Genomic DNA, 26,019 nt, shown 5'->3' with positions numbered 1-26,019 from the left:
TCGCCAACCGCCTGGTCGGCATCCTCCACGGCTGCCTCAAGACCAGAACCCAGTACAACGAACACACCGCCTGGCCCCAGCTCACCGCCACCGCGGCTTGACGCCCCACACCATGGGATGTCTGACCTGCGGCGTGCGCCGACCGGGTGAGGTTCCTCCTCCGAAGGGGTGGATCGGCCCGCGACGGCGTTAGGCGCGGGCCCCTCGCGGCCACATCTCCGGGGCTGTTTCCCATCACCACCAGCCCCGGAGGAACTACGTGATCGTCATCGGACTCGTCCTGCTGCTCCTCGGCCTGCTCTTCAAGGTCTCGATCCTGTGGACGCTCGGCCTCATCGTGCTGGTCGTCGGCCTCGTGCTCCTGCTCGCGGGCTCGATGGGCCGCAAGGTGGGCGGGCGAAGCCACTACTGGTGACGATGCCGCCTGGTCGACCGCGGGGTCCCCAGGCGGTGACGGTGGGCGCGGCAGGGATCGAACCTGCGACCGCTCGCTTGTAAGGCGAGAGCTCTCCCGCTGAGCTACGCGCCCCGCGCGCACAGCCTAGGTGCCGCGCGCGGGAGATCCGGGTGGAGTGCCAGGGACGCGACCTCCGCGCCCTGGCACTCCACCCGTTCTCATGCGGCCAGACCGGCGACGGCGCTCTTCCAGCCCGACTGCTCGCGGACGTCGCCGGGCGAGTTGACCTCGGCGAACGCGACCTTCCCCTCGGCGTCGACCAGGAACGTGGCGCGCACGGCCATACCGGCCTTCTCGTTGAAGGCGCCGTAGGCCTGCGCGACCGTGCCGTGCGGCCAGAAGTCGCTCAGCAGCGGGAACGTGAGGCTCTCGGCGTCCCGGAACGCCTTGAGGCTGAACACCGGGTCGGTGCTGATCGCCAGCACGCGCACGCCGGCGTCGGTGTAGACAGCCAGCTCGTCGCGGAGCTGGCAGAGCTCACCGGTGCACTTGCCGGAGAACGCGAACGGGTAGAAGACCAGCAGGACCGGGGCCCCGCGCAACTCGGTGAGGGAGACGACCTGCTTGTCCTGGTCGGGGAGGCTGAACTCGGGCGCGACGTCACCGACGGAGAGGCTCATGCCCCCATGCTGCCGCACGCGAGGTGACGTGCTGGAACGGCCCTCCTGCAGGGGCCCGCCGCGAGCCTGCGAGCGGTGGGGGGGCAGGAGGGTCCTCTTTCAGCGGCGGCTGCGGGCCGCCTTCGGGGTGACCAGCCGGATGCCCGACCAGTCCTTGGCCGCCGAGACGCTCGTGGTCTGCGAGAGGCCGGCGGTCGGGGCCACCTCGGTGACGTCGCTGGGCTCCACGTGGCCGGGACGGCCGGACTTGGGCACCAGCAGCCAGACCACGCCGTCGTCGGCGAGCGAGGCGAGTGCGTCGGTGAGGGCGTCGAACAGGTCGCCGTCGTCCTCACGCCACCACAGCAGGACGACGTCGGCCACCTCGTCGGTGTCCTCGTCGACCATCTCACCGCCGGAGGCCTCGACGACGGCGTCGCGCAGGTCCTCGTCGGCGTCCTCGTCCCAGCCGAGCTCCTGCACGACCATGCCCGGCTTGATGCCCAGCCGGGCCGCCATGCCGGCGCTGTCGACGCTCATCCGTGCTGCTCCTCCATGGGTGTGACCGGCGGGAGGCACACCCGCAGCGCGGTCATGTCACCCCTCTCGCTCTCGTCGTCCGTCTCCGTGGCCCCCTCGGGGCGGGCCACCGTGAGCGGAAGCGTAGGGCATGCCGGGCGCGACGCAAGCCCGCGCGGCCGCTCGACGGCGGCGATCCGTCCCCGACATCGGGGCAGGTCGAGGGCGACTCGCCGGACGTGTGGGAGGTGCCACGTGACGCCGGTCGCCCCGACAGGGAACGATGGGGGCATGAGCGCACCGCAGCAGTCGGACGGAGATCCCGCCCGCGACGCAGGCACGCCCCGCGCGGTCATCACCGACGGGCTGCCCAGCCAACTCCCCGACACCGACCCCGACGAGACCCAGGAATGGCTGGACTCCCTCGACGCGGTCGTCGACAACGCCGGCCGCGAGCGAGCCCGGTACGTGATGCTCCGGTTGCTCGAGCGCAGCCGCGAGCAGCAGGTCGGCGTGCCGTCGCTGCGGAGCACCGACTACATCAACACGATCCCGCCGGCGCGTGAGCCCTGGTTCCCGGGCGACGAGCACGTCGAGCGCCGGATCCGGGCCTACATCCGCTGGAACGCCGCGATCATGGTGCACCGCGCGCAGCGCCCGGGCATCGCCGTCGGCGGCCACATCTCCTCCTACGCCTCGTCGGCGTCGCTGTACGAGGTCGGCTTCAACCACTTCTTCCGCGGCAAGGACCACCCCGGCGGCGGCGACCAGATCTACTTCCAGGGGCACGCCTCCCCCGGCATCTACGCCCGCGCCTTCCTCGAGGGCCGGCTCTCCGAGCAGCAGCTCGACGGGTTCCGCCAGGAGGTCAGCCACCCCGGCGGCGGGCTGTCGTCCTACCCGCACCCGCGGCTGATGCCGGAGTTCTGGGAGTTCCCCACCGTCTCGATGGGCCTGGGCCCGCTCAACGCGATCTACCAGGCGCGGTTCAACCGCTACCTGCACGCCCGCGGCTTCAAGGACACCTCCGACCAGCACGTCTGGGCGTTCCTCGGCGACGGCGAGATGGACGAGCCGGAGTCGCTCGGCGCGATCGGCCTGGCCGCCCGCGAGGAGCTGGACAACCTCACCTTCGTCATCAACTGCAACCTGCAGCGGCTCGACGGCCCGGTGCGCGGCAACGGGAAGGTGATCCAGGAGCTGGAGTCGTTCTTCCGCGGCGCCGGCTGGAACGTCATCAAGGTGATCTGGGGCCGGGAGTGGGACGCGCTGCTGTCCGCCGACCGCGACGGCGCCCTGGTCAACCTGATGAACCAGACGCCCGACGGCGACTACCAGACGTACAAGGCCGAGGACGGCGCCTACGTGCGCGAGCACTTCTTCGGCCGCGACCCGCGCACCCGCAAGCTCGTCGAAGGCATGAGCGACAAGGAGGTGTGGGACCTCTCCCGCGGCGGGCACGACTACCGCAAGGTCTTCTCCGCCTTCAAGGCCGCGACCGAGCACAAGGGCCAGCCCACGGTGATCCTCGCGAAGACGATCAAGGGCTGGACGCTGGGCAGCCACTTCGAGGGCCGCAACTCCACGCACCAGATGAAGAAGCTGACCGCCGACGACCTCAAGCTCTTCCGCGACCGGCTCTACCTCGACATCCCCGACGACGCGCTGGACAAGACCCTGCCGCCCTACTACAAGCCCGACCCCGACTCCGACGAGATGCAGTACATGCTCGAGCGGCGCCGGCAGCTCGGCGGGGCGGTGCCCCGGCGGCGGTCGGAGTTCAAGCAGCTCAAGGCGCCCGACGACAAGGCTCTCGAGGTCCTGCGCCGCGGCTCCGGCAAGCAGGAGGTGGCGACGACGATGGCGTTCGTCCGCCTGCTCAAGGAGCTGCTCAAGGACAAGGAACTCGGCCCGCGCTTCGTGCCGATCATCCCCGACGAGGCCCGCACGTTCGGCCTGGACTCGCTCTTCTCCTCGCACAAGATCTACAACCCGGCCGGGCAGCACTACACCTCGGTCGACCGCGAGCTGATGCTGGCCTACAAGGAGTCCGAAACGGGCGTGATCCTGCACGAGGGCATCAACGAGGCCGGCTCGACGGCGTCGTTCACCGCCGTCGGCTCGTCCTACGCCACGCACGGCGAGCCGATGATCCCGATCTACATCTTCTACTCGATGTTCGGGTTCCAGCGGACCGGCGACGGCTTCTGGGCCGCCGCCGACCAGATGACCCGCGGCTTCGTGCTGGGGGCCACCGCCGGGCGGACGACGCTCAACGGCGAGGGGCTGCAGCACGAGGACGGGCACTCGCTGCTGCTGGCCGCGACCAACCCCGCGGTGGTGTCCTACGACCCGGCGTTCTCCTTCGAGGTCGCGCACATCACCAAGGACGCGCTGCAGCGCATGTACGGCGTGGACCCGGGGGCGCCGCTGGGCGGGCACCGCTCGGCCGACGTCATGTACTACCTGACCGTCTACAACGAGCCGTTCGTGCAGCCGGCCGAGCCCGAGAACCTCGACGTCCAGGGCCTGCTTGCCGGCATGTACCGGTACCAGGAGGGGCCGTCGATCGACGGCGGCAAGCGGGCGCAGATCCTGGCCTCCGGTGTCGCGGTGCCGTGGGCGCTGCGGGCGCAGGAACTGCTGGCGAACGACTGGGGCGTCTCGGCCGACGTGTGGTCGGTGACCTCCTGGGTGGAGCTGCGCCGGCAGGCCGACGCCTGCGCCGAGCACAACCTGCTGCACCCCGAGGAGGAGCCGCAGGTGCCCTACGTGACGCAGCGGCTGCAGGAGGCGCACGGCCCGGTCGTGGCGGTGTCGGACTGGATGCGTGCCGTCCCCGACCTCATCGCGCCCTACGCCCCGCACGGGATGCAGTCGCTGGGCACCGACGGGTTCGGGCTCTCCGACACCCGCCCCGCCCTGCGCCGGCACTTCCACGTGGACGCGGAGTCGATCGTGGTGCGCACGCTGGCGTCGCTGGCCGACTGGGGTCACCTGGACCGGTCGACGGTGCGCGAGGCGGTGGAGAAGTACCAGGTCCGCGACGTCCAGGCGGCGCCCGCGGAGGAGCGCAGCGACTCCAGCCCGGCTACCTAACCGCCAGCGGCCCGCCTCCTCAGGGGGCGGGCCGTTCGGCCCCGTCCAGGGCACCGCCCCGAGCTTGCGAGGGGTGGGGAGGACGGGGTCCTCTTTCAGCCTCGTAGGGCGTCCAGCGCCATCCGGGCGTAGAGGGCGACGCCGGCCGGGAGCGGCTCCTCGTCGAAGACCACCAGGTTCGAATGGTTGGCCGGCGCCTCGGCCGGGTCGAGCCCCGGCGGGCAGGCACCGAGGAACGCCATGGCACCGGGCACCTTCTCCAGCACGTAGGAGAAGTCCTCGGCGCCCATGAGGGGCGCCGGCATCAGCACGCTGGCCGGGACCCCCAGCATCTCCGCCGCCGCGTCGAGCACCCGCGTCGCGACCCGGACGTCGTTCACCGTCACGGGGTAGCCCTCCTCGTGCACGAAGTCGAGGTCGAGCTCGTGGGCGGCGGCGATCAGCGTCGCCACCCGCTGCACCGAGGCCACGGCGTCGGCTCGGCGCTCGGCCGACAGGGTGCGGATGGTGCCCTCCATGAGCACCGAGTCGGGGATGACGTTGCTGGTCGACCCGGCCTCGATGTGCGCCACGGTGACCACCGCCGGGTCGAACACGTCGACCCGGCGGGTGACCATCGACTGCAGGGCCAGCACGATCTCGGCCGCGGCGGGGATGGGGTCGGCGGCGGCGTGCGGCATCGAGGCGTGCCCGCCACGGCCGCGGACGGTCATCCGCCACTGGTCGGCGGCGGCCATCAGCGGGCCCGGCCGGACGTTCACGGTGCCGCTGGCCATGTTCGCGATGCTGTGCAGCGCGAACGCGCCGCTCACCGGCGCCTCCGGGACGACGTCGAGCAGCCCCTCCTCGAGCATGAAGCGCGCGCCGTGGAAGCCCTCCTCCCCCGGCTGCACCATGAAGACGACCTGCCCGGTCAGCTCGTCGCGGCGCTCGGCGAGCAGCCGGGCCGCGCCCAGCAGCATGGCGACATGGGTGTCGTGCCCGCAGGCGTGCATCACGCCGGGCACCTCGGACGCGAACGGCAACCCGGTGTCCTCCTGCACCGGCAACGCGTCCATGTCGCCGCGCAGCAGGTAGGTCGGCCCGGGCCGGGCGCCGCGCAGCACGGCCACGACCGAGCTCGTCGTCGTCCCCGTGGTCACCTCGACCGGCAGGTCGGCGAACGCCTCCAGGACCGTCTCCTGCGTCCGGGGCAGGTGCAGGCCGATCTCGGGGTGGCGGTGCAGCCGTCGCCGCAGGTCGATGGTCCGGTCGGCGTCGTTGTAGGCGGCGGAGAGCAGTGAAAGGACCCCCTCGCCCCCCACCGCTCGCAAGCTCGCGTCGGGTCCCTGCGAGGGGGCCGGTGTCATGTCCACTCCTTCGACCAATGCGGGCGTTTGCTGTCAAGCTGCCAGACCAGCGCGACGCCCGCCTCGTCGACCACCCGCCCGGCCTGCTGCTCCACGAGCACGCCGTCGGCGCCCCGGAGCACGAGCAGCCCGGGGGGCACGGTGAGCGAGGTGCCGGGCCGCACCCGACGCAGCCACAGCCGGGCGTCGGTGCGTCCCAGGTCCAGCCAGCCGGCGGCCGAACGGTGCACCCGGTGTGCCGGAGCCGCCGACGGCGCGGCGCTGCGCAGATAGCACTGCAGGATCCGCGCGCCGTGCTCGCCGGCGACCTCGTCGTGCTCGAGCCCCGCGCCGGCGCGCAGCACCCCGACGTCCCCCGCCGCCAGGGGGAGGTCGACGTGCCAGCTGTGGTGGACGCTTCCCGCCAGGACGACGGCGACGACGTCGACCGCCCGGTGCTCGTGCCGCCCGTACCCGGCGCCGGGGGCCAGCCGGTCGTCGGCGATCCGGAGCAGAGGGCCGAGCGAGCCGTCGTCGGGGGCGAGCACGACGCGCTGGTCGAGGTCGCTCACGACGTCGGTCGCAGGGCCGCGCGGCCGTCGGCGAAGGCCCCGAAGACCAGCGCCGTCGCCAGGCTCCAGGCCACCCCCAGCGCCCAGCCGCCGACGACGTCGGACAGGAAGTGCACGCCCAGCCACATCCGCGTCAGCCCGACCAGCAGGACGAGGAGCGCGCCGACCACCAGCCACCACCGTCGCGCCCGGGCCACGAGCAGGGGCCAGGCGAGGATCAACCCGACGGTGACCAGGGTGGCGATGCCCGAGCTGTGCCCGCTCGGATAGCTCAACGACTCGTACCGGGCCCCGCCCTCCGTGAAGTCCGGGCGCACCCGTCCGAAGTAGTCCTTGAGCAGGGTGGTCAGCGGGGCCACGAGGACGACGGCGGTGACCAGCCACGCCGACGTCCACCACGCCCGCCGGCGCAGCAGCAGGACCAGGACCGGGAGGAACACGACGAACCGGACCCAGGACAGGCCCGGGGCGGTCAGCACCTCGAGGACCCCGTCCATCGCCCCCGCCCGCTGGTCGCCCACGTACAGCGCCTCGCTGACCTCGGCGTCGAGCCGGAGCTGCGGTTCGAACCCGGTGCGGACGCCGGCACCCAGCAGCGCGACCAGCACCAGGCAGGACGCCGCCACGGCCAGGGCTGCCGGGACCGCCCGGGCGGCACGCGTACGGGTGATGGCCGTCTGGCCGTCCGGGGGAACGCTCACCTCCCCACTCTCCCCGACGCCGGCGCGCGTGACACGCTGGCTCTCGTGGAGAGCCGGGTGAGCAACCGCCCGCCGACCGCCGCCACGCTCCGGCGGCTCGAGCGCGCGTCCGGGGCGCTGGCCACCCAGGCCGTGGCCCGGATGGACGACGAGCTCGACTGGTTCCGCGCGATGCCCGCCGACCAGCGCTCGTGGGTCACGCTCGTCGCGCAGGCCGGCATCGCCTCGCTGGTCGAGTGGTGCCGCAACCCCGGCCGGCCGCCGAAGCTCACCGGCGAGGTGTTCGGCGCGGCGCCGCGCGAGCTCGTCCGCGCCGTCGCCCTCAAGCAGACCGTCGACCTGATCAAGGTCACCGTCGAGGTGCTCGAGGCGCACGTCGACTCGGTCGCCGAGCCGGGCGACGAGGACGCGCTGCACCTGGCGGTGCTGCAGTTCAGCCGGGAGGTCGCCTTCGCGACGGCGCACGTCTACGCCAGCTTCGCCGAGAACCGGGGCGCCTGGGACGCGCGTCTGGAGGCGCTGGTGGTCGACGCGCTGGTGCGCGGCGAGCAGTCCGAGGAGCTCTCCGGGCGGGCCGCGGCCCTGGGCTGGGCGGCGATGACGCCGGTCGTCGTCCTGGTCGGCACCACGCCCGCCGTCGACGACCCTCACGCGGCGGTCCGCCGGGCGGCGCGGTCGCTGCGCAGCGAGGTCCTCGTGGGTGTGCACGCCGAGCAGCTGGTCGTCGTCCTCGGCGGGCAGGAGGACCTGGAGTCGGTCGCCGCGCGGGTCGCCGAGGAGTTCGGCCGCGGGCCCGTCGTGGTCGGGCCCGTCGTCGACGGGCTCGGTCGCGCCGGTGACTCGGCGGCGGCCGCGTTGGCCGGGTGGCGCGCCGCCCGGGCCTGGCCGGAGGCGCCGCGGCCGGTCCGCGCCGACGCCCTGCTCGCCGAGCGGGCGCTCGACGGGGACCCGCTGGCGCGCACCGCCCTGCAGGAGCGGGTGGCCCTCCCCCTGCACGCGGCCGGGGGCGAGGTGCTCGAGACGGTGCGGGCGGTGCTGGCCAGCGGCGGCAACCTCGAGGCGAGCGCGCGCGCCATCTTCGTGCACCCCAACACCGTCCGGTACCGGCTCAAGCGGGCGGCGGAACTGACCGGTCTGTCGGCCACCGATCCGCGGGGCAGCTGGACGCTGCAGGTGGCCCTCGCCCTGGCCCTGCTCGACCGCGACCGGACGCTCTGGAACTGACGCCCCCTCAGAGTTCACCAGCGCCGTCCGTGTGGTCCCTACCACGGAATCCCGCACTTCGGCCCTCACGACGGGGTAGTTCTGTAGGAACCCTACAAAGATCACGGGTGTGCTTTCGTGCCGCCCGCCACCGACGCGACCCGAGCATCACTGGCACGGTGAACGAGTGCTGGCCGTACTCGCCCCCGGACAGGGGGCGCAGAAACCCGGAATGCTGACCGAGTGGCTCGAGCTGCCCGGCGCCGAGTCCTTCTTCCGCTGGGCCGGCGCGATCGCCGACGCCGACCTGCTCACGCTCGGCACGACCGGCGACGCCGAGGCGATCAAGGACACCGCGGTCACCCAGCCGCTGGTGGTCGCGATGAGCCTCTACGTGGCCCGCGAGCTCGGCGGGCTGCCCGGCCCGGTGCAGCATGCGCCGCACGCCGGGCGCGACGTCGTCATCGCCGGGCACAGCGTCGGCGAGCTGACCGCCGCCGCCCTTGCCGGGGTGCTCTCGGTCGAGGCCGCGATCGCGCTGACCGCCGTCCGCGGCCGCGCCATGGCCGCCGCCTGCGCGCAGACGCCCACCGGCATGTCCGCCGTCCTCGGGGGCGACCCCGACGAGGTGCTTGCCGCGATCGAGAAGCACGGCCTGACCCCGGCGAACATGAACGGCGCCGGCCAGGTCGTCGCCGCGGGCGCGCTCGACGGCCTCGAGGCGCTCAAGGCCGACCCCCCGGCCAAGGCCCGGATCATGCCGCTGTCGGTCGCCGGCGCCTTCCACACCTCCTACATGGCCTCGGCCCGCGAGGAGCTCGACGGCCTGATCGGCGGGCTGCGCCCGGCCGAGCCCAGCCGGCTGCTGCTGTCCAACGCCGACGGCCAGGCCGTCGACACCGGCGCCGCGGCGCTGTCCCGCCTGGTCAGCCAGGTCACCAGCCCGGTGCGGTTCGACTCGTGCCTGGCGACGATGCGCGAGCTCGGCGTCACCGCGGTCATCGAGCTGCCGCCCGCCGGCGCGCTGGCCGGTCTGGCCAAGCGCGAGTGGAAGGGGGCCGGCATCGAGATCCTCGCGCTGACCGGCCCGGCCGACCTCGACCGCGCCCGCGAGCTCATCGACGCCGAGCGCGGCCGCACCGAGGCCGAGCACCTGCCCGACTGGCGGGTCGTCGTCTCCCCCGTCCGCGGCACGGTCAGCCCGGCCGAGGTCGCCGAGGGCACGTCCCTCCCGGCGGGCACGCCGCTGGGCCTCATCCGCAGCCGCCGCGAGGACGTCCACGTCTCCGCCGGCTACGACGGGGTTCTCGCCGAGTGGCTCGTCCACGAGGGGGACCTGGTCGACGCCGGCGACCCGATCGCCCGTCTCTACCCGGAGGTCAGCGCATGACCCACATCCAGCTGTCCACCGGAGCGCCCGGCGCCCGCATCCTGGGTCTCGGCGCCTACCGGCCACGCCGCCGGGTCACCAACGACGAGCTCGCCCAGGTGATGGACACCAACGACGAGTGGATCCAGTCCCGGGTCGGCATCGCCGAGCGCCGCTGGGCGTCCGACGACGAGACGCTCGTGGAGATGGCCGTGGCGGCCGGCGGGAAGGCCATCGCCGCCAGCGGCCTGGCGCCCGACGAGATCGACCTGGTCATCGTCGCCAGCGCGAGCCTCCGCGCCCCCATCCCGGGCATCGGCCCGCAGGTGGCCCACCGGCTCGGCGTGCGCCGCCCGGGGTCGTTCGACCTCAACGCCGGCTGCGCCGGGTTCTGCTACGCCCTGAGCGCGGCGAGCGACGCGATCCGGGCCGGGTCCTCCCGCAACGCGCTCGTGGTCGGCGTGGAGCGGCTGACCGACGTCACCGACCAGACCGACCGGTCGACCGCGGTGATCTTCGCCGACGGCGCCGGTGCGGCCGTGGTCGGCGCCTCCGACGAGCCGGGCATCGGCCCGGTCGCCTGGGGCAGCGACGGCGACCAGCACAACGCGATCGAGATCGCCGCCGGCCGCTCCACGATGACGATGGCCGGGCAGGCCGTGTACCGCTGGGCGACGACGAAGCTCACCGACGCACTCGTCGAGGCGATGGAGAAGGCGGGCGTCGGCCCCGCCGACATCGACGTCTTCGCCCCGCACCAGGCCAATCTCCGGATCGTCGAGTCGATGACCAAGCGGCTCGGCTTCCCCGAGAGCACGGTGATCGCCCGCGACATCGTGCAGTCGGGCAACACCTCGGCCGCCTCGATCCCGCTGGCGCTGACCGCGCTCCTCGAGACCGGGGAGGCGAAATCCGGCGATCTCGCGCTCGTGCTCGGGTACGGCGCCGGCCTGACGTTCGCCGGCCAGGTGCTGGTCATCCCGTGAGCGACTGCGGTCGCACCCCACTTCTTCGGGACATACCGTCCCGGACATCGGCGGATTCCCCGTCCGATCGCAGAGCCCCATCCGAAAGAGAGGACACCGCGTGAGTCGCGAGGAGATCCAGACCGGTCTGGCCGAGATCCTGGAGGAGGTCGCCGGCGTCACGCCCGCCGACGCCACCCCGGAGAAGTCGTTCACCGACGACCTCGACGTCGACTCGCTGTCGATGGTCGAGATCGCCACCGCGGTCGAGGACAAGTTCGGCGTCGCCATCCCCGATGACGAGCTGGCCAACATCAAGACCGTCGGCGACGCCATCAATTTCATCGAGAAGAACCAGTAAGAGGTCCCCCCTGCTCCCCGCCGCCCGCGGCGGGGCCCTGCAGGGGGCCGACCCCCGACCGCCCGGCCGCCGTCCCAGGAGGAACTCATGAGCACGTCCGCCACCGACGTCGTCGTCACCGGACTCGGTGCCACCACGCCTCTCGGCGGGGACGTCGCCACCACCTGGGACGCCCTGCTCACCGGGCGGTCAGGGGTCAGCCGGATCACCGACGACTGGATCAAGGAGTTCCCGGCCCAGCTCGTCGCGCGGCTGGCCGCCGACCCGGCGGAGCAGATCGACCGCGTCCGCGCCCGGCGGCTCGACCGCAGCCAGCAGGTGGCGGTCATCGCCGCCGAGGAGGCCTGGCGCGACTCCGGCGTCGGCGACGCGGGCGTCGACCCGCTCCGCATCGCCGTCGTCATCGGCACCGGCATCGGTGGCGCGCTGACCCTGCTCGGTCAGGACGACGTCCTGGAGGAGAAGGGCCCCAAGCGGGTCTCCCCCTTCACCATCCCCATGCTCATGCCCAACGGCCCCGCCGCCGCTGTCGGTCTCGCGGTCGGCGCCAAGGGCGGCGTCCACGCCCCGGTCAGCGCCTGCGCCTCCGGCGCGGAGGCCATCCGGTGGGGGCTGGACCTGCTGCGGTTCGACCGCGCCGACGTCGTGCTGGTCGGCGGCACGGAGGCCTGCGTGCACCCGCTGCCGATGGCCGGCTTCGCGGCGATGCGCGCGATGAGCACCCGCAACGACGAGCCGGAGCGCGCCTCCCGGCCCTTCGACAAGGCCCGCGACGGCTTCGTGCTCGGCGAGGGCGCGGCCGCGCTCGTGCTCGAGCGGGCCGATGCCGCCAAGGCCCGGGGCGCCACCGTGTACGCCCGGCTCGCCGGGGCCGGTGGCACCGCCGACGGCTACGACCTCGTCGCCCCGCACCCCGAGGGCGAGGGCGCCGCCCGCGCCATCGGCGCGGCGCTGCGCGACGCCGGGCTGTCGGCCACCGACATCGGCCACGTCAACGCGCACGCCACGTCGACCCCGGTCGGCGACACCGCCGAGGCGGCCGCGATCCGGAGCTCCATCGGCGAGCACGTCATGGTCACCGCGACCAAGAGCCAGACCGGCCACCTGCTGGGGGCCGCCGGCGCGCTGGAGTCGGTGTTCACGATCCTCGCCCTGCGCGATCAGATCGTGCCCGCCACGGCCAACCTCGACGACCCCGACGACGACGCCGCCGTCCAGGCCCTCGACATCGTCCGCGGCGAGCCCCGCAAGGCCTCGTTCACCGCGGCGGTCAACGACTCGTTCGGCTTCGGCGGCCACAACATCGCCCTGGTGTTCACGACGGCCTAGCCGAAGAACCCACTGCCCCACCGCTCGCAGGCTCGCGTCGGGCCCCTGCAGCGGGGCCATGACCCGGAGGTTCCATGACCGCCCTGCACCCCGCTCCGACGCTGACCGCGCCCGACCCCCGTGACCCGGAGGACCGCCTGCAGCGGTTCTTCGACGACGGGTCGATGGTGCTCATGCGCCCGCGGGACACCTCCGGAGTCCTGGCCGCACGGGGCACGGTGACCGGCACGCCCGCGATCGCGTTCTGCACCGACGCCACCGTGATGGGCGGTGCCATGGGCTACGACGGCTGCCGGCACATCGTCGACGCCATCGACGCTGCGCTGCGGGAGCGGGTGCCGGTCATCGGCATCTGGCACTCGGGCGGCGCCCGGCTGGCCGAGGGCGTGACCGCGCTGCACGCCGTCGGCGAGGTGTTCGCGGCGATGGTGCGCGCCTCGGGACGGATCCCGCAGATCTCCGTCGTCCTCGGCCCGGCCGCCGGCGGCGCCGCCTACGGTCCCGCGCTGACCGACCTGGTGATCATGGGTCCGGCGGGCCGCGTGTTCGTCACCGGGCCCGAGGTCGTCCGTTCGGTCACCGGCGAGAACGTCGACATGGAGAGCCTCGGCGGCCCCGACACCCACGGCCGGCGCAGTGGCGTGGTGCACGTCGTCACCGAGTCCGAGCAGGCCGCGCTGGAGACGGCGCGGCTCGCCGTCGACCTCCTGGCCGCCCAGGGCACGTTCGCGCCGGCCACCGCCGAGGCCGACGTCGACCTCGGGCGCCACCTGCCCGAGCAGAAGCAGCGCGCCTACGACGTCAAGCCGCTGATCTCCGACCTGCTCGACGGCCCGGCCCTCGAGCTGCACCCCCGGTTCGCGCCGAACGTCGTCACCGCGCTGGGCCGCCTGGCCGGCAGGACGGTCGGGGTGATCGCGAACAACCCGCTGCGGCTGGGCGGTTGCCTGGACTCGGCGTCGGCGGAGAAGGCGGCCCGGTTCGTGCGCATGTGCGACGCGTTCGGCATCCCGCTGGTCGTCGTCGTCGACGTGCCCGGCTACCTACCGGGCGTCGGCCAGGAGTGGGACGGCGTGGTGCGGCGCGGCGCCAAGCTGCTGCACGCGTTCGCCGAAGCGGTGGTCCCGCGGGTGACGCTGGTGACCCGCAAGTCCTACGGCGGCGCCTACATCGCGATGAACGCCCGCTCCCTCGGCGCGACGTCGGTGTTCGCGTGGCCCGGCGCCGAGGTCGCGGTCATGGGTGCGAAGGCCGCCGTCGGCATCCTGCACCGCAAGAAGCTGGCCGCCGTCCCGCCGGGTGAGCGGGAGGCGCTGCACGCCCAGCTGGCCGAGGAGCACGAGCGGATCGCCGGCGGCGTCAACCGGGCGCTGCAGATCGGCGTGGTCGACGAGGTCGTGGAGCCGCGGCAGACCAAGCGCCGGCTGGTGGCCGCGCTGGCCGCCGCCCCGCACGGCCGCGGCGCGCACGGCAACATCCCGCTGTAGCCGCGTCCGCTCCGGGTCGATACGCGCACCGTCCGCGCCGCGACGTCGGCATCCGCGCCGCAGGCCGCGTGGACGGCGCCTACACCGCGCGGACGGCGATCACGTCCGGCGCAGAAAAAGGTCGTCCGGACGCCGCTTCCCCGACGGCGCCCGGACGACCTGGTCCAGGCTACGACTCGCGCGCGTTACCGCTCGACGTGTCGTGTTCGTATCGTGATCAGACCACCTGGTGCAGCCAGGTGACCGGGCTCCCGTCCCCGGCGTGGCGGTAGACCTCGAGGTCGGCGTCCCAGGCCGCTCCCAGGAGCTCGTCCACGCCGTGCCGGAAGGCCTCGATCGACGACGCCGTCGCCGCGAGGTGCCGCAGCTGCTGCTCGCTGATCATGATGTCGCCGTTGGCGCTGGTGGGCGCGCGGAAGACCCCGTGACCGGGCACGTAGGACATGCGCTCGCCGTCGTTGCCGTGGCTGGCTTCCTCGGTGACCTCGAAGCGCAGCATCGGCCACGCGCGCAGGGCAGCGACCAGTCGGGCGCCGGTCCCGGGCGAACCGGTCCAGGCGACCTCGGCACGGTAGGAACCGTGCGCCGCGGGCTGCTCAGCCCACGTGAGGGACACCGGCGCGCCGACGACGCGTTCCAGCGCCCACTCGACGTGCTGGCAGAGCGCCTTCGGGCACGCGTGCACGAAGACGACACCCTGGGTAGACCGTCGCTGCACGAGGCACCTCCATCGACTCGATCAGTCTCGTCTTCCCCAACGGACTCATCGATTCGGTGACGCGCTGTATTCGGCAATGACGGAGCAGGGCTTCCGGAGACAGTCTGCCCGATGGACCCCCGATCGCGCCAGCCCGGGTGGGGCAGTTGGGTCCAATGTGACGCAAGGTGACTTGTGGTACGCGATCCCGCTGGTCAACCCGCCATACCATGCTCGTCGGGGCGCCGTCCACCGGTTGTGGTGCGTTGCAGACCACGTTTCGCAGGCGCCGTGAGCGGCCCGCTGCGGAGCGTGGAGCAGACGGGTCGCGGCTCTCGAAATGATCACGCACAGTAACGGACGGCGTCGTCGCCGAAGTCCCGCCACGCGGTGCGAACTGGGCCTTCTCACCCGCCGAGGGTGGCCTGCAGGTCTTCCCGGGGCTCGACGCGCGTCGCGCGGAAGGGCCACTCCCCCGCGTCCTCGTCGGTCCAGTCGACGGCGACCACCTGGCCCGCCCGCAGCCGGCCGTCACCCGCCGTGCTGTGCACCACGACCGAGGCGTCGGCCCAGCAGTCACCGGGCAGGTCGGGCACCTCGATGATCGCGCCGTTCCGGTCGTCGTCCCACCGGACGACGCTGCCCAGGGCCGAGCCGCTGCGCGTCATGCCGACAAGGCTGCGCCCGTGCGGCCGGCCGATCAAGACGCGCTAGAAGGAGAGCGTGGTGACCTGGTTGCCGCCGGCACTCTTGGAGCGGTACATCGCCGCGTCGGCCCGGTACATCAGGTCCTCGACGTCGTCACCGGCCTCGACCTCGGCCACGCCGACGCTCGCGGTCACGCCGGACCGGCTGCCGACGACGGCCACCACCGAGCGGAGCCGCTCGGCCAGCATCTGGCCGGAGAAGGTGACCGAGACGTCGGCCAGGACGGCGAACTCGTCCCCGCCGAGCCGGGCCACGGTGTCGGTCTCGCGGACGGCGCCGCCCAGGGCTGAGCCGATCGCCTTGAGCATCGCGTCACCGGCCGCGTGCCCGGCGGTGTCGTTCACGGCCTTGAAGCCGTCGAGGTCGACCAGGCAGACCACCGACTGGTGGCCCCACGCGGCGGCCTCCACGGCCGAGCCGAGCCGCTCCATGAAGGCGCGCCGGTTCGGGATGCCGGTCAGGGCGTCGGTGGTCGCCAGCGCCTCGTGGATGCGGATGAGCTCGACCTGCCGCTCGTGGGCCGCCCACGAGTTCGCCGAGGCCATCGCGCAGACCATGGTGAAGGCAGCCATGATCGCGATGAAGAACATGCCCGAGGTCGTCACGTGGGGCAGCTCGATGAAGAGGAAGTAGCTCCCGGTCATCACGCTGCCCATCGCGACCACGCCGTAGGGCGAGTACGCGACCGCCATGTAGGTCAGGGTGAGGAAGAGCAGCGCGTCCAGCGGGCTAGAGGCCCCGCCGTCCAGGCGCGTGCCGACGAGGACGAGCGCGGTCGTCCCCAGGCTCCACAGGTAGAACATCGTCGGGCCGCGGGAGTCGCGCATCATCGCCGGGAGCGGCAGCAGCAGCAGACCGGGGACGGCGACGATGACCACGCCGGCCATGACGAGGATGACCGGGTGGTGCCGGCCGGGGCTCTGCGTGAGCAGGGTGTAGACGACGACGGCCACGGCCGCCACCTCGCTGAGCAGCACGCCGATGCGCACGTGGTGCACCCAGTAGGCGACACGGTCGTCGTCGCCGGCGAGCGGGCGGTAGAGCCCGTCCCGCAGGGTCGACAGCAGCCGGCGGACCACGCCCGGTCGGGCGGCGGGTGCCGCGGTCCGGCCGGTGGCCCGACGGTCCCCCGTCGTCACATCGCTCACGCAGATGGATTCGGCGCGCTGCCGGCCATCCTTGACCCCGCGCCTCACCCCCTGGGGGGAGAGCGCTTGCCGGTGGCCGGCCGGCGTGGTGCGGATCATGCCTGGTCGCCCGACCGGGCGGGTAGGACGCGAACCGTGGGACGACACCAGGGAATGGCCGACGTCGGACGCGAGCAGGTCTCGAGCATGGTGCTCGAGGCGTGGGACGCGTTCATCGCGCAGGCGCAGACGGTCGACCTCGGCCGGGCGTCCCGGCTGCCGGGCTGGCGCGCGCACGAGATCTGCGTCCACCTGGGCTGCTGGGACGACCACACCGCGATGGCCGACCTGATCGCGTCGGCCAGGAACGGCGGCACGGGCACGCCCCCGGACGTCGACGCGGTCAACGCCCGGGTCACCGCCGCCCGCCGCGACGCGTCGCGCGAGGAGGTCCTCGCCGGCCTGCACCGCAACCGGGAGGCCACCGCCCGCTACCTCGCCGAGGAGCCGGTCGAGCTCGACACCGCCCCCACGGTCTCCGTCGTCGGCCGGCTGCCCCTGCTCAGCGTCGTCCTCGGCCAGGCATACGAGCTCGCCGTCCACAGTCTGGACCTGGTGTCGTGCGGCGCGCAGCCGCCGCCGCAGGAGGTGCTGCAGTCGGGCCTGGCCGCGCTCGCGGACGTCACCGGGGCGCTCGCCGCGTCGATGGACATCTCCGGCGGCGTGGCCCTGGCCACCCCCGACGGCGGCTGGGCCTTCCGGTCCGACCCGCACGGCTGGGAGGTGCGGCGGCTGCCGTCCGGGAGGGCCGACGGCCCGGGTGTCGAGGCACCGGCCGACCTGCTGCTGGACGCGGCGTCGGGGCGGGTCAACCCGGTGCCCGCGGTGGCCCGCCGGAAGCTGCGCGTGCACGAGGTCGGCGGCCTGCTGAAGCTGGCCCCGATCGTCTCGGCCGTGCCGGGCATCCCCGGTGGTCCGATCCTGCAGCTGGCGGCCCGCACGGTGGGCGGTGCCGGCGGGGTGATCGGCCGCCTGCTCGGTAGGAACTAGGCGGGAACGGCGGCGCGCCGCCGACGCCACAGCAGGGTGCCGACCCCGACCGCGACGACGACGAGGGCGGCGAGCGACAGCACGAGCGACGTGGTGGCCGGGTCGACCGCGAACCCGACCGAGGCCCCGACGCCGACCTGCAGGACGGTGCTCGGCACCAGCCCGAGCGCCGTCGCCACCCCGTACGGCGCGAGCCGCACCCCCGTCAGGCCGGCGCCGTAGCTGAGCGCCACGAACGGCACGACCGGCAGCAGCCGGCCGGCCAGCACCGCGACGAAGCCGCGGTCGGCCACGAGCCCGTCGACGCGGGACAGCCGTGGGCCGGCCAGGCGGAGCGCCGCGGACCGGCCCAGCCACCGGCTGAACCCGAACGCGGCGAGCGCCGCCAGCAGTCCACCCGCGAAGGCGACGCCGACGCCCGTCGCGAAGCCGGCGACGAGGCCGACCAGCACCGAGACCGCCGACCGCGGCACGGGCGCGAGCAGGACGAGGGCCACGGCGAGCACCATGACTGCGACACCCGGCGCCCCGGCGCCGGCGACCTGGGACCGCACCGTCGCGACGCTCGGCAGGTCCAGCACCAGGGCTGCCCCCACGCCGGCGGCGAGCAGCAGGACGAGGACGGCGGCGCGCAGCCAGGTGCCGCGCGCCGCCGTCGTCATGTGCCCATAGTGCGCGACGACCGGCCGATCACCTGCCGCCGCGCTGCCGTGTCAGCAGCCGCCGAGGGAGATCCCCCGGGCGGACAGCCACGGCGTCGGGTTGACCCGGTTGGCGTACAGGCCGCCGTTGTGCACCTCGAAGTGCAGGTGCGGGCCGGTGGACTGACCGCGGTTGCCGACCTCGGCGATCTGCTGGCCCGCCGACACGACCTGCCCGGCCGAGACGAAGTACTGGTTCACGTGGCCGTAGAGCGTGATCGTGCCGTCGCCGTGCTCGACGGCGACCGCGAGCCCGAACCCGCTGGCCGGGCCGGCCTGCAGCACGACACCGGCCTCGGGGGTGTAGACCGGCGTGCCGATCGGGGCGGCGATGTCGACGCCGTTGTGCATGGCCCCCCAGCGCGTGCCGTAGCAGGAGGTGACCCGGCCCTGGGTGGGGGCGATCGCACCTCCGGCGGCGGACAGCAGCGGGGTGGACTGGGCCAGAGCGACCGCCGCTGCCGGATCGGCGACGCCCGAACGGCCCAGGGCGGCCTGCAGCTCTCGCTCCAGCGTCGCCTTCTCGGCCGCGGCCGCGTCGTAGGTGGCCCGGGCGGCGGCGAGCTGCTCGGTCGCCGCGGCCTCGGCCTGGGCGGCGGCCTGGGCCGCCCGGTCCTGCTCGGCGACGGCCTCGCGCGCGGCGCGGTCGGCCTGCGCCTCGCGCACCTCGGCGTCCTCCAGCTCGGCGAGCTGCCTCGTGCGCTCGTCGCCGAGCAGCTCGAGGGTGGCCGCCTGCTGGAGGAGCTCCGTCGGGCTCTCGGCGTCGAGCAGGAGGGCGACGTCACCGAACGTGTCGTCGCTACCCATGTAGGCCTGCCGGCCGATGGCCGCGACGTCGTCCTGCGAGTCGGCCACGGCCTGGCGGACGGCGGCCAGCTCGTCGGCGGCGGCCGCCGCGGCCGCCTGCGCCCCGCCGAGCGCGGCCTGCGCGGCCCGCGACGCCTCGCCGGCGGCCTCGGCCTCGACCGTCGTCCGCTGGAGGGTCTCCTCGGCCGCGGCGAGGCGTTCCTCGATCTGGTCGATCTGGGCGGACAGCGAGTCGTTCTCGGACTCCGCGGCCGGGCTCCCGGGTGCGGCGGTGGCGGCGTGCGTGCCCAGGAGGCTTCCGGTGAGCACTCCGGCGACGAGCAGCACGCGACGGGGCGTGCTCAACCGGGAGCGGGAGGGGCGGGGGGCTGTGGTGGCGCGGCTGTGCTCGATGTGCAGGGTCGCCAAGGCGACGCATCTCCGTTTCTGACGGCCGCCTACCGAGTTAGCTGACGGGTTCGGGCCGTTCAGTGCCCTACGTGCCTGCCACCCCCGTGTGCAGGCACGATTCACCCCGGTGAATCGGTGGGTCCCCGGTCCGCTCGGCCATCCGGCTCCGCGGTTCGGCGGGGTCCGGCCGAGGCCCTCGGGTCGAGGGACTGAACTCGTCCGAACCGTGCGCGACCGTACCCACCGATCCAGGGGTTGTCACAGCGGGATAACGAACAGCAGGTCAGCTCGTGGTACTTCCCGGTACGTCGTCGCGGACGGCGATCCCCCGGCTGCGGCGCGGTGATCCGGCCGGATCCGATCTGGCAGGCTGTGCAGGTGGGGCGGTAGCTCAGCCGGTCAGAGCAAGGGACTCATAATCCCTGGGTCGTGGGTTCGAGCCCCACCCGCCCCACCGAAGTTCTCGCTGGTCAGAGGCTTGTGTGATCCGGGGCAAGTTCCATGGCCTCGTCCCGTGCCGACATATGCCCACAGCCCGTTCCGTGACGTGGGCGACATGGGCGACCTCCATGCACTCGGCCCTGCGTTCCCGCGGGAGGATCGTCGAGCCGCCTACCTTGAGGCGCTTCCGCGGAAGCGTCTCAACGCTCTCGACGTCCTCACGTGGCCGTGTAAGGAACAAGGGCCGGCAGCCGAGGGACTTCCCGCTGATGGTGTCAGCGCGATGAGTAGCCCTGCGATGCCCTGCTGTTCAGGCGGTCCTCGTGGTCAGCGTCAGCTCCTCCAGCGGGGACGGCGAACGGACCGGCCCAGCGCCGCGTCTCGCCGGGACCGCAGTTCCTCTAGCTGTTCGGGCGGCGCGCCCGCCTTGGCATAGGCATCCAGGGCGCGGTCGTAGCGCTCGTCATCCGGGACCGCGTGGGCTGCAGCCGCCCAGAGGGCATCGGCCTGCAGTTCCGGCACATCCTCGCGCAGCCCCACCTCCGCCACCTCCTCCGCCAAAGCGACGGCCTCGTCGGCGCGGCCGAGGGCCGCCAGGGCGTCGGCTCGGCCGAGATCGACGGCAGCCACCTGGACGGACAGACCGCTTGCCGCGAATCCCTCCCGCGCGGCGCCGTAGAGGTCGAGTGCCGCGGTGGGGTGTCCGGCAACGACGAGCCGGTGTGCCTGCTCGCGCTGGACATCCGCTGTCAGGACCGGGTCACCTTCCGCACACAGGGCGGTCATCGCCTCCTCGCCGGCGGCCACCGCTAGCTCCATCTCGTCACGGGCGAGGTGCAGGTCCGCGAGCACCCGGTACGCGCGCCCCCGCGCAGCTGCGTCGTCGGGGTCGAAACACGTCAGTGCCCTCTGGGCACTCGCCATCCCCTCGTCGACGTCCCCGTATTCGAGGTTGAGCAGCGCGAGGTCGACAGCGACGGCGCCCTCGAGACGGCGATCGCCGTCGTCCGCTGCCTGGGCCACCAACTCGGACAGCATGTCGTAGGCATTGAGGTCCTGGCCAAGGGCGCGGAACAGCCGTGCAACCGTGAGTCGCGCATCGGCGGCCCCCGACGAGTCGCCTGCTGCGGCGAACAGGTCGGCCGCCTCCCAGGCGACGGCGAGGGCCTCCTCCTCGCGTTCGAGGTCGCGCAGTACGTCGACCCGCGCGAGCGCGGTCTGGGCGGCGCCGAGTCGGTCGTCGCCGGCCAGTTCCGCACGCTGCATCGCCGTGAGCACGTCGAGAGCCTGCTGCGGGTGCCCGGTCGCGGTGAGCAGCTGGGCGTACAGCTCCCCTACGGTGGCGAGCACCTCGTGGTTGTCCAGTTCCGTTGCCAGCTGCCAGGCCGTCGCGGCGGGAGCGAGCGATCCGTCGACGTCTCCGACGCACGCGCGGCTGGAGGCCTCGGCCGCCCAGCTGTGTGCCAGCTCTTCCGGGACGTCGCGGAGCAGGCTTCGCGCGGTCGCGAACCCTCCCAGCGCCTTGCCGAGCACCGTGGCGTCCGGATCCACGCCCAGCTCGAGAACGTGCCACTCGGCTTCGATGGCCAGGCACAGGCCCAACTCGGCGTCCCGCTTCGTGGACCGCTCGGCGGCGTCGCGTGCGACGTGCAGCCAGCGTCGGACGTCGTCATCGATGCGCTCCGCGCGCCCGAACGCCAGACGCGCGAGGTCGAGCGCCGCGTACCCCTGTTCGGTCGGCTCGTCGGCGAGCTCGTCGATCACCGACTCGAGGATGTCCGCGCCCTCGTCGTCTCGGTCAATACGCATGAGCGCCGCGCCGATGCTGCGGCGGGCCCGGGCGACGCCGAGCGGATCGTGGGCGGCGATGAAGCCCGAGAGCGCTCGTTCGGCCAGAGCGAGACGGGCGTCGTCTTTCAGGCCCACTGCCTTCCGGGCACGGTCCAACAAGACGGCGGGGTCGGCGAGATCCGTGGGATCAGTGGCGGCCGGTTCGGGGTGAGCGCTCGGTGCGGCCGGGCTCACGACGTCGACCGGCGTCCCCGGCACGTGCGCCGCCGGCGACGGCTGCGGGCGCACAGCCAGCCACGCCTCGACCTTGCGGGTCAGGGCATCCGTCCCGTTGCGCTGGTCGAACGCCGTGGCGGTGGCGCGGGCCTCGCTGGCGAACGTCCGCGCGAGTGTCCCGGTTTCCCGCGGCCGATCGCCGATCGGCCGGGTCACGCGGTCGATCCCTCGCTCTGCCAGCGCCGCGGTGACACTGCCGCCCGCGGCTGCCACCCAGAGCCGGGAGTCAACGTCGAAGAGTCCGCGATCGACGACGTCCACGATCTCGGCGAGAAGTGCGAGCGCTTCGTCGAGGCGCCCGGTACGGAGGAGGTGCATGACGTGCTCGGCCTGGGTCATGACGAGCGAGGGATTCCCACGGGCCAGGCGCAATCCCCAGGTGTGGAAGCGCTCCGCCTCGTCCGGTCGGCCGAGCTCACTGACCGGCGCAAGCAGCGTGCCGAGAATCCGCGCCGGCTCCTCGGCGCAGTCGAGCCGGCCGGCGAGCACAGGTCGGGCGAGGTCGAGAGCGCGAGCGCTGTCGTCGACAGCCAGTGCGAGCAGCACTTCGGAATGCACATCGCACGCGCGGCAGTCCCCGTACTCGGTGCGTGGGATCAGGCGCCAGCGGCGGTGGGCCTCGACAGCTTCTGCGATCCGGCCGACGCGCAGCGGGATGGTCCACGCGAGCTTGGCGACAGCGTCCTGACCCGTACCCGCTGCCTCATACCTGCGGCGCATCTCCCCGAGCACGCGCTCGACCTCGTCGAGCGGGACCTCCGGCAGGTCGAGCAACGTGTGCGGCAGCCACTTGAGCGCCCAGTAGGGCCCATGGGTGTCGAACCGCCCGGGGTGCGCATCGATCTGACCCAGGCACCAGGTGACGGCCACGAGTGCCTTGTGCGGTTCACCGCCGTGCTGTGCGGCTTCGGCCAAGGCCATCCGCGCCTCGTAGCCCGCGTCCAGATCGTTGGCCGCATCCGCGGCACGGACGGCCTCCTCGGCGACGGCCGTGCGCGCGAATCCGGGTGGCATCCCCCGGACCTTCTTGAGCAGCGACCTGACAGACCTAGCGCGGGCCACCGAGGCTCCCTTCGACGAGACGCCCCAGAGCGCCGGACAACAGGGCCGACTCCCGGCCCCGCAACGGATGCCTGCCGAGCAGCAGGGCTTGCAGGTAGAGGACTTCGAGCGCGGTCCTCAGCACGTCGTCAGCCGCTGGACCCGCCAACTGTCGGACGACCGGGTGCCGCCAATTGAGGACCAGGACTGCCTCCCGACGGTCGATCGCCGCAGCCTCGATGCGACTCAAGGCAGGCCCCCAGAACGTCCCCGCGACCTGGGCCGTCTCGCCGATCTCGCGGGCGAACCGGGCGTCGTCACCCGCCGTGTAGAGGCAGGGCAGAGAAGAGGGGCTGAAGTCACGCACCTCGACGCCGCAGGCGAACGGCTCGAGCACCGGTCCGCACCGGCGCGTCAACGCCTGGGCCGTGGCCTCATCGCCCGCCGACACCGGGCGGAGGACCGCAGCGAGGTCCTCCGGCTGAACGCATTCGACGTCGACACCGACCAGGACGTCCGGAAGGCGGATCAGAAGTTCCTCGTCATACGTGTAGCCGCCGTTGACCAGGCACATTCCCTCGGCCGTGGCCACCTGGGCCATCTGACCGAAGTCCTCGGTCGAGGATGCGTACCGAACCGGCCCACGGCGGAGGACCTCCTCGAGCGTCATCCGCCCGAGGGTCGTCTCGACCGGCAGCCACGGGAGGAAGAGCCTCAGCAGCTCGTCGTCGTGCACCGCCAGTGCCTTGAGCGCGAGGGCGTGCACGCGCACGAGTGCCTGGAGGCGACCGGGGTCGCCCTGGGCCAGCCCGGTCAGCCAATCCCGGAGCGCGGTCCCCAACCCGTCCCGGACTGCCGCCAGGGTCGCGTCCTCGTACAGAGCCTCACGGGAAGCCAGCGGCTGCAGGGCACTGGTATCGATGACGACGCGCACGAAGAAGGCCCAGTCGGGGAGGAGTCCGTCGACTGTGTCCGAGAGCAGCATCCGCTTGAGGTAGACCCGGTGCCGTTGCCGCGCGGCCGGGCTCGGACTCTCCGGGAGCACGAACGCCACGCCCGTCAGGCCGGCGGCGGGCAGCTCCAGCGGAACGGCGTCGAGGAAGCGTTCGCCGAACTCGGCCTGCGCCCAGTCCAGGAGGTCGACCCGCCCCCGCTCCGTCCAGGGCAGCGGGCCACCGCCGATGACCTCCTCGCCGGAAGACGTACGCAGCACGATCGGCTGCTCGAGCCGATTCGCGTAGCGCGAGATGAGGATCCGGACGGTGTCCGGTCGCAGATGATCCTCGAAGCCCGCTCGCGCAGTGAGCCAGACCGTCGTGCCGGGACGGCTGCGCCCCTCCGTCTCGTCGAGCTCGCGGAGGTCGTACGTTCCGTCGCTATGCCCCAGCCAGGACACTCCCGGCGTTCCACGGACCGACCGCGTGATGACCCGGATCTCGTCGCTCACCAGAAAGCACGACAGAAGACCGATCCCGAAGCGTCCGAGGTAGTCCTGGCTGGGCTCCAGCAGGTTGTCCCTCTTCGACGAGGACCCGATGGTCGCCAGCAGCTCGTGGACTTCATCGACCGTCAGTCCGATGCCCTCGTCGTCGATCGACAGAACCGGAGGACTCCCCGGACGTTCGTGGCACTCCACGACGACGGCCCCGACGGACGGCGGGATCTGTCCCGCGGTCAGGGCATCAACGGAGTTCTGGATCAGCTCGCGGACGTAGACGTCGGGTGAGCTGTACAGGTGGGAGGAGAGCAGGTCGATGACGCCCCGCAAATCGACCCGGAAGGCATGCGGCACCGCCAGAGGCTAGGCGGAGCATCGGTCGATAGCCGTGAGGCCGCCCGGGCGGCGCCCCCGGTCTAGCACCGGCCCCAGCTGTAACAGGCCGAGGGCGTGCGCGGCGGCCGGCAGGGACAGGTCGGGCAGCTCAGCGGCTCGTCGGAGGCAGGACTCGTCGCTCATCCCTGTGGCGGCGCCGGCGGCCCCTGCGGCGGCATCGGCTGCGGCGGCGGCTGTGGCCCCTGCTGAGGCGGCATCGGCTGCGGCTGCGGCTGCGGCTGCGGCTGCGGCTGCGGCTGCGGCTGGGACCGCGCCACCGAGGTCCGCCGCCGCGCCAGGCGGACCGGCACCAGGACTCCCGCGGTCAGCAACCCGGCGACCGCCAGCCACGGCAGGAGGATGCCGAGGACGACGACGGTGGCACCGAAGGCCGAGACCAGCGCCCGCCAGCCGGTGCCGAACCCGTCGAGGAACCCGTCCGGTCCTCCGGCGGGCGCCACGCCGAACGGCTCCAGGTGCACGCTGAGCGTCGACAGCTCCACCTGATCGGCCAGCAGCGACCGCTGGGACTGCAGCGACTCGAGCTCGGCCTGCCGCTCGGAGAGGGTTCGCTCGGCCGCCAGCAGGTCCTCGAGGGTGGCCGCCTGGTCCATCAAGGCCTGCAGCCGCGCCACCGAGCTCTGCAGCGCCGAGATCCGCGCGTCCAGGTCGACCGCCGTGGCCGTCACGTCGGAGCGGGACACCGACACGCTCTCGACGTCACCGAGGTCCTCCAGGTCGGCCAGCAGGTCGGTCAGCTCGTCCGCCGGCACCCGCACCACCAGGTCGGCGACGGCGTCCCCGTTCTCCCCGGATCCTGCGTGCTCGCTGCGCTCGTCGACCCGGCCGCCGGCGGACTCCACGAGCTCGCTGACTCGCTGGGCACCGTCGGCCGGGTCCTCGACGGCCAGCGACGCCCTGGCTGTCGTGACGACCTGTCGGTCGGGGTCGGCGGGGCTGTCGGGCCCGGCCTCGGGGCTCCCCGGACCGGCCCCGGGGACGACCGCGCCCCCGTCGGAGCCGCCGCCCACGGCGCCGGAGTCCGAGCCGGATGGGCCCGAGCCCGAGCAGCCGACGAGCACCGCCATGGCCAACGCCGTGGCCGCCGTCCCGAGGAAGCGCCTCACGCTGCGGACGGTAGGCCCGTGATCTGGCGGCCGACCAGGGCCGATGCCCAATCGTGACGCT

General features: G+C 73.2%; 22 protein-coding genes, 2 tRNA genes and 1 riboswitch. Of the genes, 10 read left to right on the top strand and 14 right to left on the bottom strand.

Annotated features, from left to right (window positions below; genetic code table 11):
- Window positions 1–259: 259 nt before the first annotated feature.
- On the top strand, window positions 260–415 hold the full coding sequence (locus tag ABD644_RS21840; protein WP_344691313.1) for a DUF6131 family protein: 156 nt from the start codon (window positions 260–262) through the stop codon (window positions 413–415).
- 42 nt (window positions 416–457) lie between these two features.
- Here ABD644_RS21840 and ABD644_RS21835 read toward each other — a convergent pair.
- The 3 genes from ABD644_RS21835 to ABD644_RS21825 all read right to left on the bottom strand — a co-directional run bounded on the left by ABD644_RS21835 (window position 458) and on the right by ABD644_RS21825 (window position 1,596).
- A tRNA-Val gene (locus ABD644_RS21835) sits at window positions 458–529 on the bottom strand.
- An 86-nt stretch (window positions 530–615) separates the two neighbouring features.
- Window positions 616–1,077, bottom strand: a complete 462-nt coding sequence (locus ABD644_RS21830; protein ID WP_344691311.1) for a peroxiredoxin — start codon at window positions 1,075–1,077, stop codon at window positions 616–618.
- 99 nt (window positions 1,078–1,176) lie between these two features.
- A complete protein-coding gene (locus ABD644_RS21825; protein ID WP_344691308.1) occupies window positions 1,177–1,596 on the bottom strand; it encodes a DUF3052 domain-containing protein in 420 nt (139 codons plus the stop codon).
- A 270-nt stretch (window positions 1,597–1,866) separates the two neighbouring features.
- Between ABD644_RS21825 and aceE the strand changes: the two genes are divergently transcribed.
- Window positions 1,867–4,674, top strand: a complete 2,808-nt coding sequence (gene aceE, locus ABD644_RS21820) for a pyruvate dehydrogenase (acetyl-transferring), homodimeric type (protein ID WP_344691306.1) — start codon at window positions 1,867–1,869, stop codon at window positions 4,672–4,674.
- A 95-nt stretch (window positions 4,675–4,769) separates the two neighbouring features.
- Here aceE and ABD644_RS21815 read toward each other — a convergent pair whose 3' ends face one another.
- Genes ABD644_RS21815 through ABD644_RS21805 form a run of 3 tightly spaced genes read right to left on the bottom strand, consistent with a single transcriptional unit; the run spans window position 4,770 to window position 7,275 of the window.
- Window positions 4,770–6,023, bottom strand: coding sequence for a M20 metallopeptidase family protein (locus ABD644_RS21815; protein WP_344691304.1), 1,254 nt, complete (start codon window positions 6,021–6,023; stop codon window positions 4,770–4,772).
- Complete coding sequence (locus tag ABD644_RS21810) at window positions 6,020–6,574, bottom strand: pirin family protein (RefSeq protein ID WP_344691301.1); 555 nt, start codon at window positions 6,572–6,574, stop codon at window positions 6,020–6,022. Before ABD644_RS21810 ends, ABD644_RS21815 begins: the two co-directional genes overlap by 4 nt.
- Window positions 6,571–7,275 (bottom strand): phosphatase PAP2 family protein, encoded by a 705-nt coding sequence (locus tag ABD644_RS21805; RefSeq protein WP_344691299.1) that lies wholly within the window; start codon window positions 7,273–7,275, stop codon window positions 6,571–6,573. Before ABD644_RS21805 ends, ABD644_RS21810 begins: the two co-directional genes overlap by 4 nt.
- A 57-nt stretch (window positions 7,276–7,332) precedes the next feature.
- Between ABD644_RS21805 and ABD644_RS21800 the strand changes: the two genes are divergently transcribed.
- From ABD644_RS21800 to ABD644_RS21775, 6 genes are all read left to right on the top strand, one after another.
- Complete coding sequence (locus ABD644_RS21800; protein WP_344691297.1) at window positions 7,333–8,499, top strand: PucR family transcriptional regulator; 1,167 nt, start codon at window positions 7,333–7,335, stop codon at window positions 8,497–8,499.
- Between the two features lie 109 nt (window positions 8,500–8,608).
- On the top strand, window positions 8,609–9,868 hold the full coding sequence (locus tag ABD644_RS21795) for an acyltransferase domain-containing protein (RefSeq protein WP_344691295.1): 1,260 nt from the start codon (window positions 8,609–8,611) through the stop codon (window positions 9,866–9,868).
- A complete protein-coding gene (locus tag ABD644_RS21790) occupies window positions 9,865–10,833 on the top strand; it encodes a beta-ketoacyl-ACP synthase III (protein WP_344691293.1) in 969 nt (322 codons plus the stop codon). The genes ABD644_RS21795 and ABD644_RS21790 overlap by 4 nt, the downstream gene beginning before the upstream one ends.
- A 100-nt stretch (window positions 10,834–10,933) precedes the next feature.
- Window positions 10,934–11,173: an acyl carrier protein gene (locus tag ABD644_RS21785; RefSeq protein ID WP_344691291.1), complete on the top strand. Its 240-nt coding sequence runs from the start codon at window positions 10,934–10,936 to the stop codon at window positions 11,171–11,173.
- Between the two features lie 87 nt (window positions 11,174–11,260).
- Entirely contained in the window at window positions 11,261–12,502 is a 1,242-nt protein-coding gene (locus ABD644_RS21780) for a beta-ketoacyl-[acyl-carrier-protein] synthase family protein (RefSeq protein WP_344691289.1), read from the top strand.
- Between the two features lie 74 nt (window positions 12,503–12,576).
- On the top strand, window positions 12,577–13,989 hold the full coding sequence (locus ABD644_RS21775) for an acyl-CoA carboxylase subunit beta (RefSeq protein ID WP_344691287.1): 1,413 nt from the start codon (window positions 12,577–12,579) through the stop codon (window positions 13,987–13,989).
- A gap of 217 nt (window positions 13,990–14,206) precedes the next feature.
- Here the strand turns inward: ABD644_RS21775 and ABD644_RS21770 are convergent, their stop codons facing one another.
- The 3 genes from ABD644_RS21770 to ABD644_RS21760 form a co-directional block, all read right to left on the bottom strand.
- Window positions 14,207–14,707 carry a DUF3145 domain-containing protein gene (locus ABD644_RS21770; protein WP_344691285.1) on the bottom strand — a complete coding sequence of 167 codons (501 nt, stop codon included), beginning with the start codon at window positions 14,705–14,707 and terminating at the stop codon, window positions 14,207–14,209.
- Between the two features lie 386 nt (window positions 14,708–15,093).
- Complete coding sequence (locus ABD644_RS21765) at window positions 15,094–15,354, bottom strand: hypothetical protein (protein WP_344691284.1); 261 nt, start codon at window positions 15,352–15,354, stop codon at window positions 15,094–15,096.
- Between the two features lie 42 nt (window positions 15,355–15,396).
- Complete coding sequence (locus ABD644_RS21760) at window positions 15,397–16,542, bottom strand: GGDEF domain-containing protein (RefSeq protein ID WP_344691283.1); 1,146 nt, start codon at window positions 16,540–16,542, stop codon at window positions 15,397–15,399.
- 153 nt (window positions 16,543–16,695) lie between these two features.
- Between ABD644_RS21760 and ABD644_RS21755 the strand changes: the two genes are divergently transcribed.
- The gene (locus ABD644_RS21755; RefSeq protein ID WP_344691281.1) at window positions 16,696–17,571 is read left to right on the top strand and encodes a maleylpyruvate isomerase N-terminal domain-containing protein; all 876 of its coding nucleotides are present in this window, start codon (window positions 16,696–16,698) and stop codon (window positions 17,569–17,571) included.
- On the opposite strand, the gene ABD644_RS21750 is transcribed toward ABD644_RS21755, so the two are convergent.
- Both ABD644_RS21750 and ABD644_RS21745 read right to left on the bottom strand, forming a co-directional pair.
- Window positions 17,568–18,233, bottom strand: a complete 666-nt coding sequence (locus ABD644_RS21750; protein WP_344691279.1) for a TVP38/TMEM64 family protein — start codon at window positions 18,231–18,233, stop codon at window positions 17,568–17,570. The two genes, ABD644_RS21755 and ABD644_RS21750, sit on opposite strands and share 4 nt — an antisense overlap.
- Before the next feature lie 51 nt (window positions 18,234–18,284).
- Window positions 18,285–19,487 (bottom strand): peptidoglycan DD-metalloendopeptidase family protein, encoded by a 1,203-nt coding sequence (locus ABD644_RS21745; RefSeq protein ID WP_344691277.1) that lies wholly within the window; start codon window positions 19,485–19,487, stop codon window positions 18,285–18,287.
- Between the two features lie 11 nt (window positions 19,488–19,498).
- Window positions 19,499–19,658: riboswitch (cyclic di-AMP (ydaO/yuaA leader) on the bottom strand.
- 191 nt (window positions 19,659–19,849) lie between these two features.
- Here ABD644_RS21745 and ABD644_RS21740 point away from each other — a divergent pair.
- Window positions 19,850–19,923, top strand: a tRNA-Ile gene (locus ABD644_RS21740).
- A gap of 320 nt (window positions 19,924–20,243) precedes the next feature.
- Here ABD644_RS21740 and ABD644_RS21735 read toward each other — a convergent pair.
- The 3 genes from ABD644_RS21735 to ABD644_RS21725 all read right to left on the bottom strand — a co-directional run bounded on the left by ABD644_RS21735 (window position 20,244) and on the right by ABD644_RS21725 (window position 25,958).
- Entirely contained in the window at window positions 20,244–22,991 is a 2,748-nt protein-coding gene (locus tag ABD644_RS21735) for a hypothetical protein (RefSeq protein ID WP_344691275.1), read from the bottom strand.
- Between the two features lie 34 nt (window positions 22,992–23,025).
- Entirely contained in the window at window positions 23,026–24,810 is a 1,785-nt protein-coding gene (locus ABD644_RS21730; RefSeq protein ID WP_344691273.1) for an HSP90 family protein, read from the bottom strand.
- A gap of 161 nt (window positions 24,811–24,971) precedes the next feature.
- Window positions 24,972–25,958, bottom strand: coding sequence for a DUF4349 domain-containing protein (locus ABD644_RS21725; protein ID WP_344691270.1), 987 nt, complete (start codon window positions 25,956–25,958; stop codon window positions 24,972–24,974).
- Between the last annotated feature and the right edge of the window lie 61 nt (window positions 25,959–26,019).

It is taken from the genome of Blastococcus jejuensis (assembly GCF_039534705.1).
GTDB lineage: Bacteria > Actinomycetota > Actinomycetes > Mycobacteriales > Geodermatophilaceae > Blastococcus_B > Blastococcus_B jejuensis.
The sequence above is the reverse complement of the archived record's forward strand: the minus strand, read 5'-3'. Positions and strand labels throughout refer to the sequence as shown.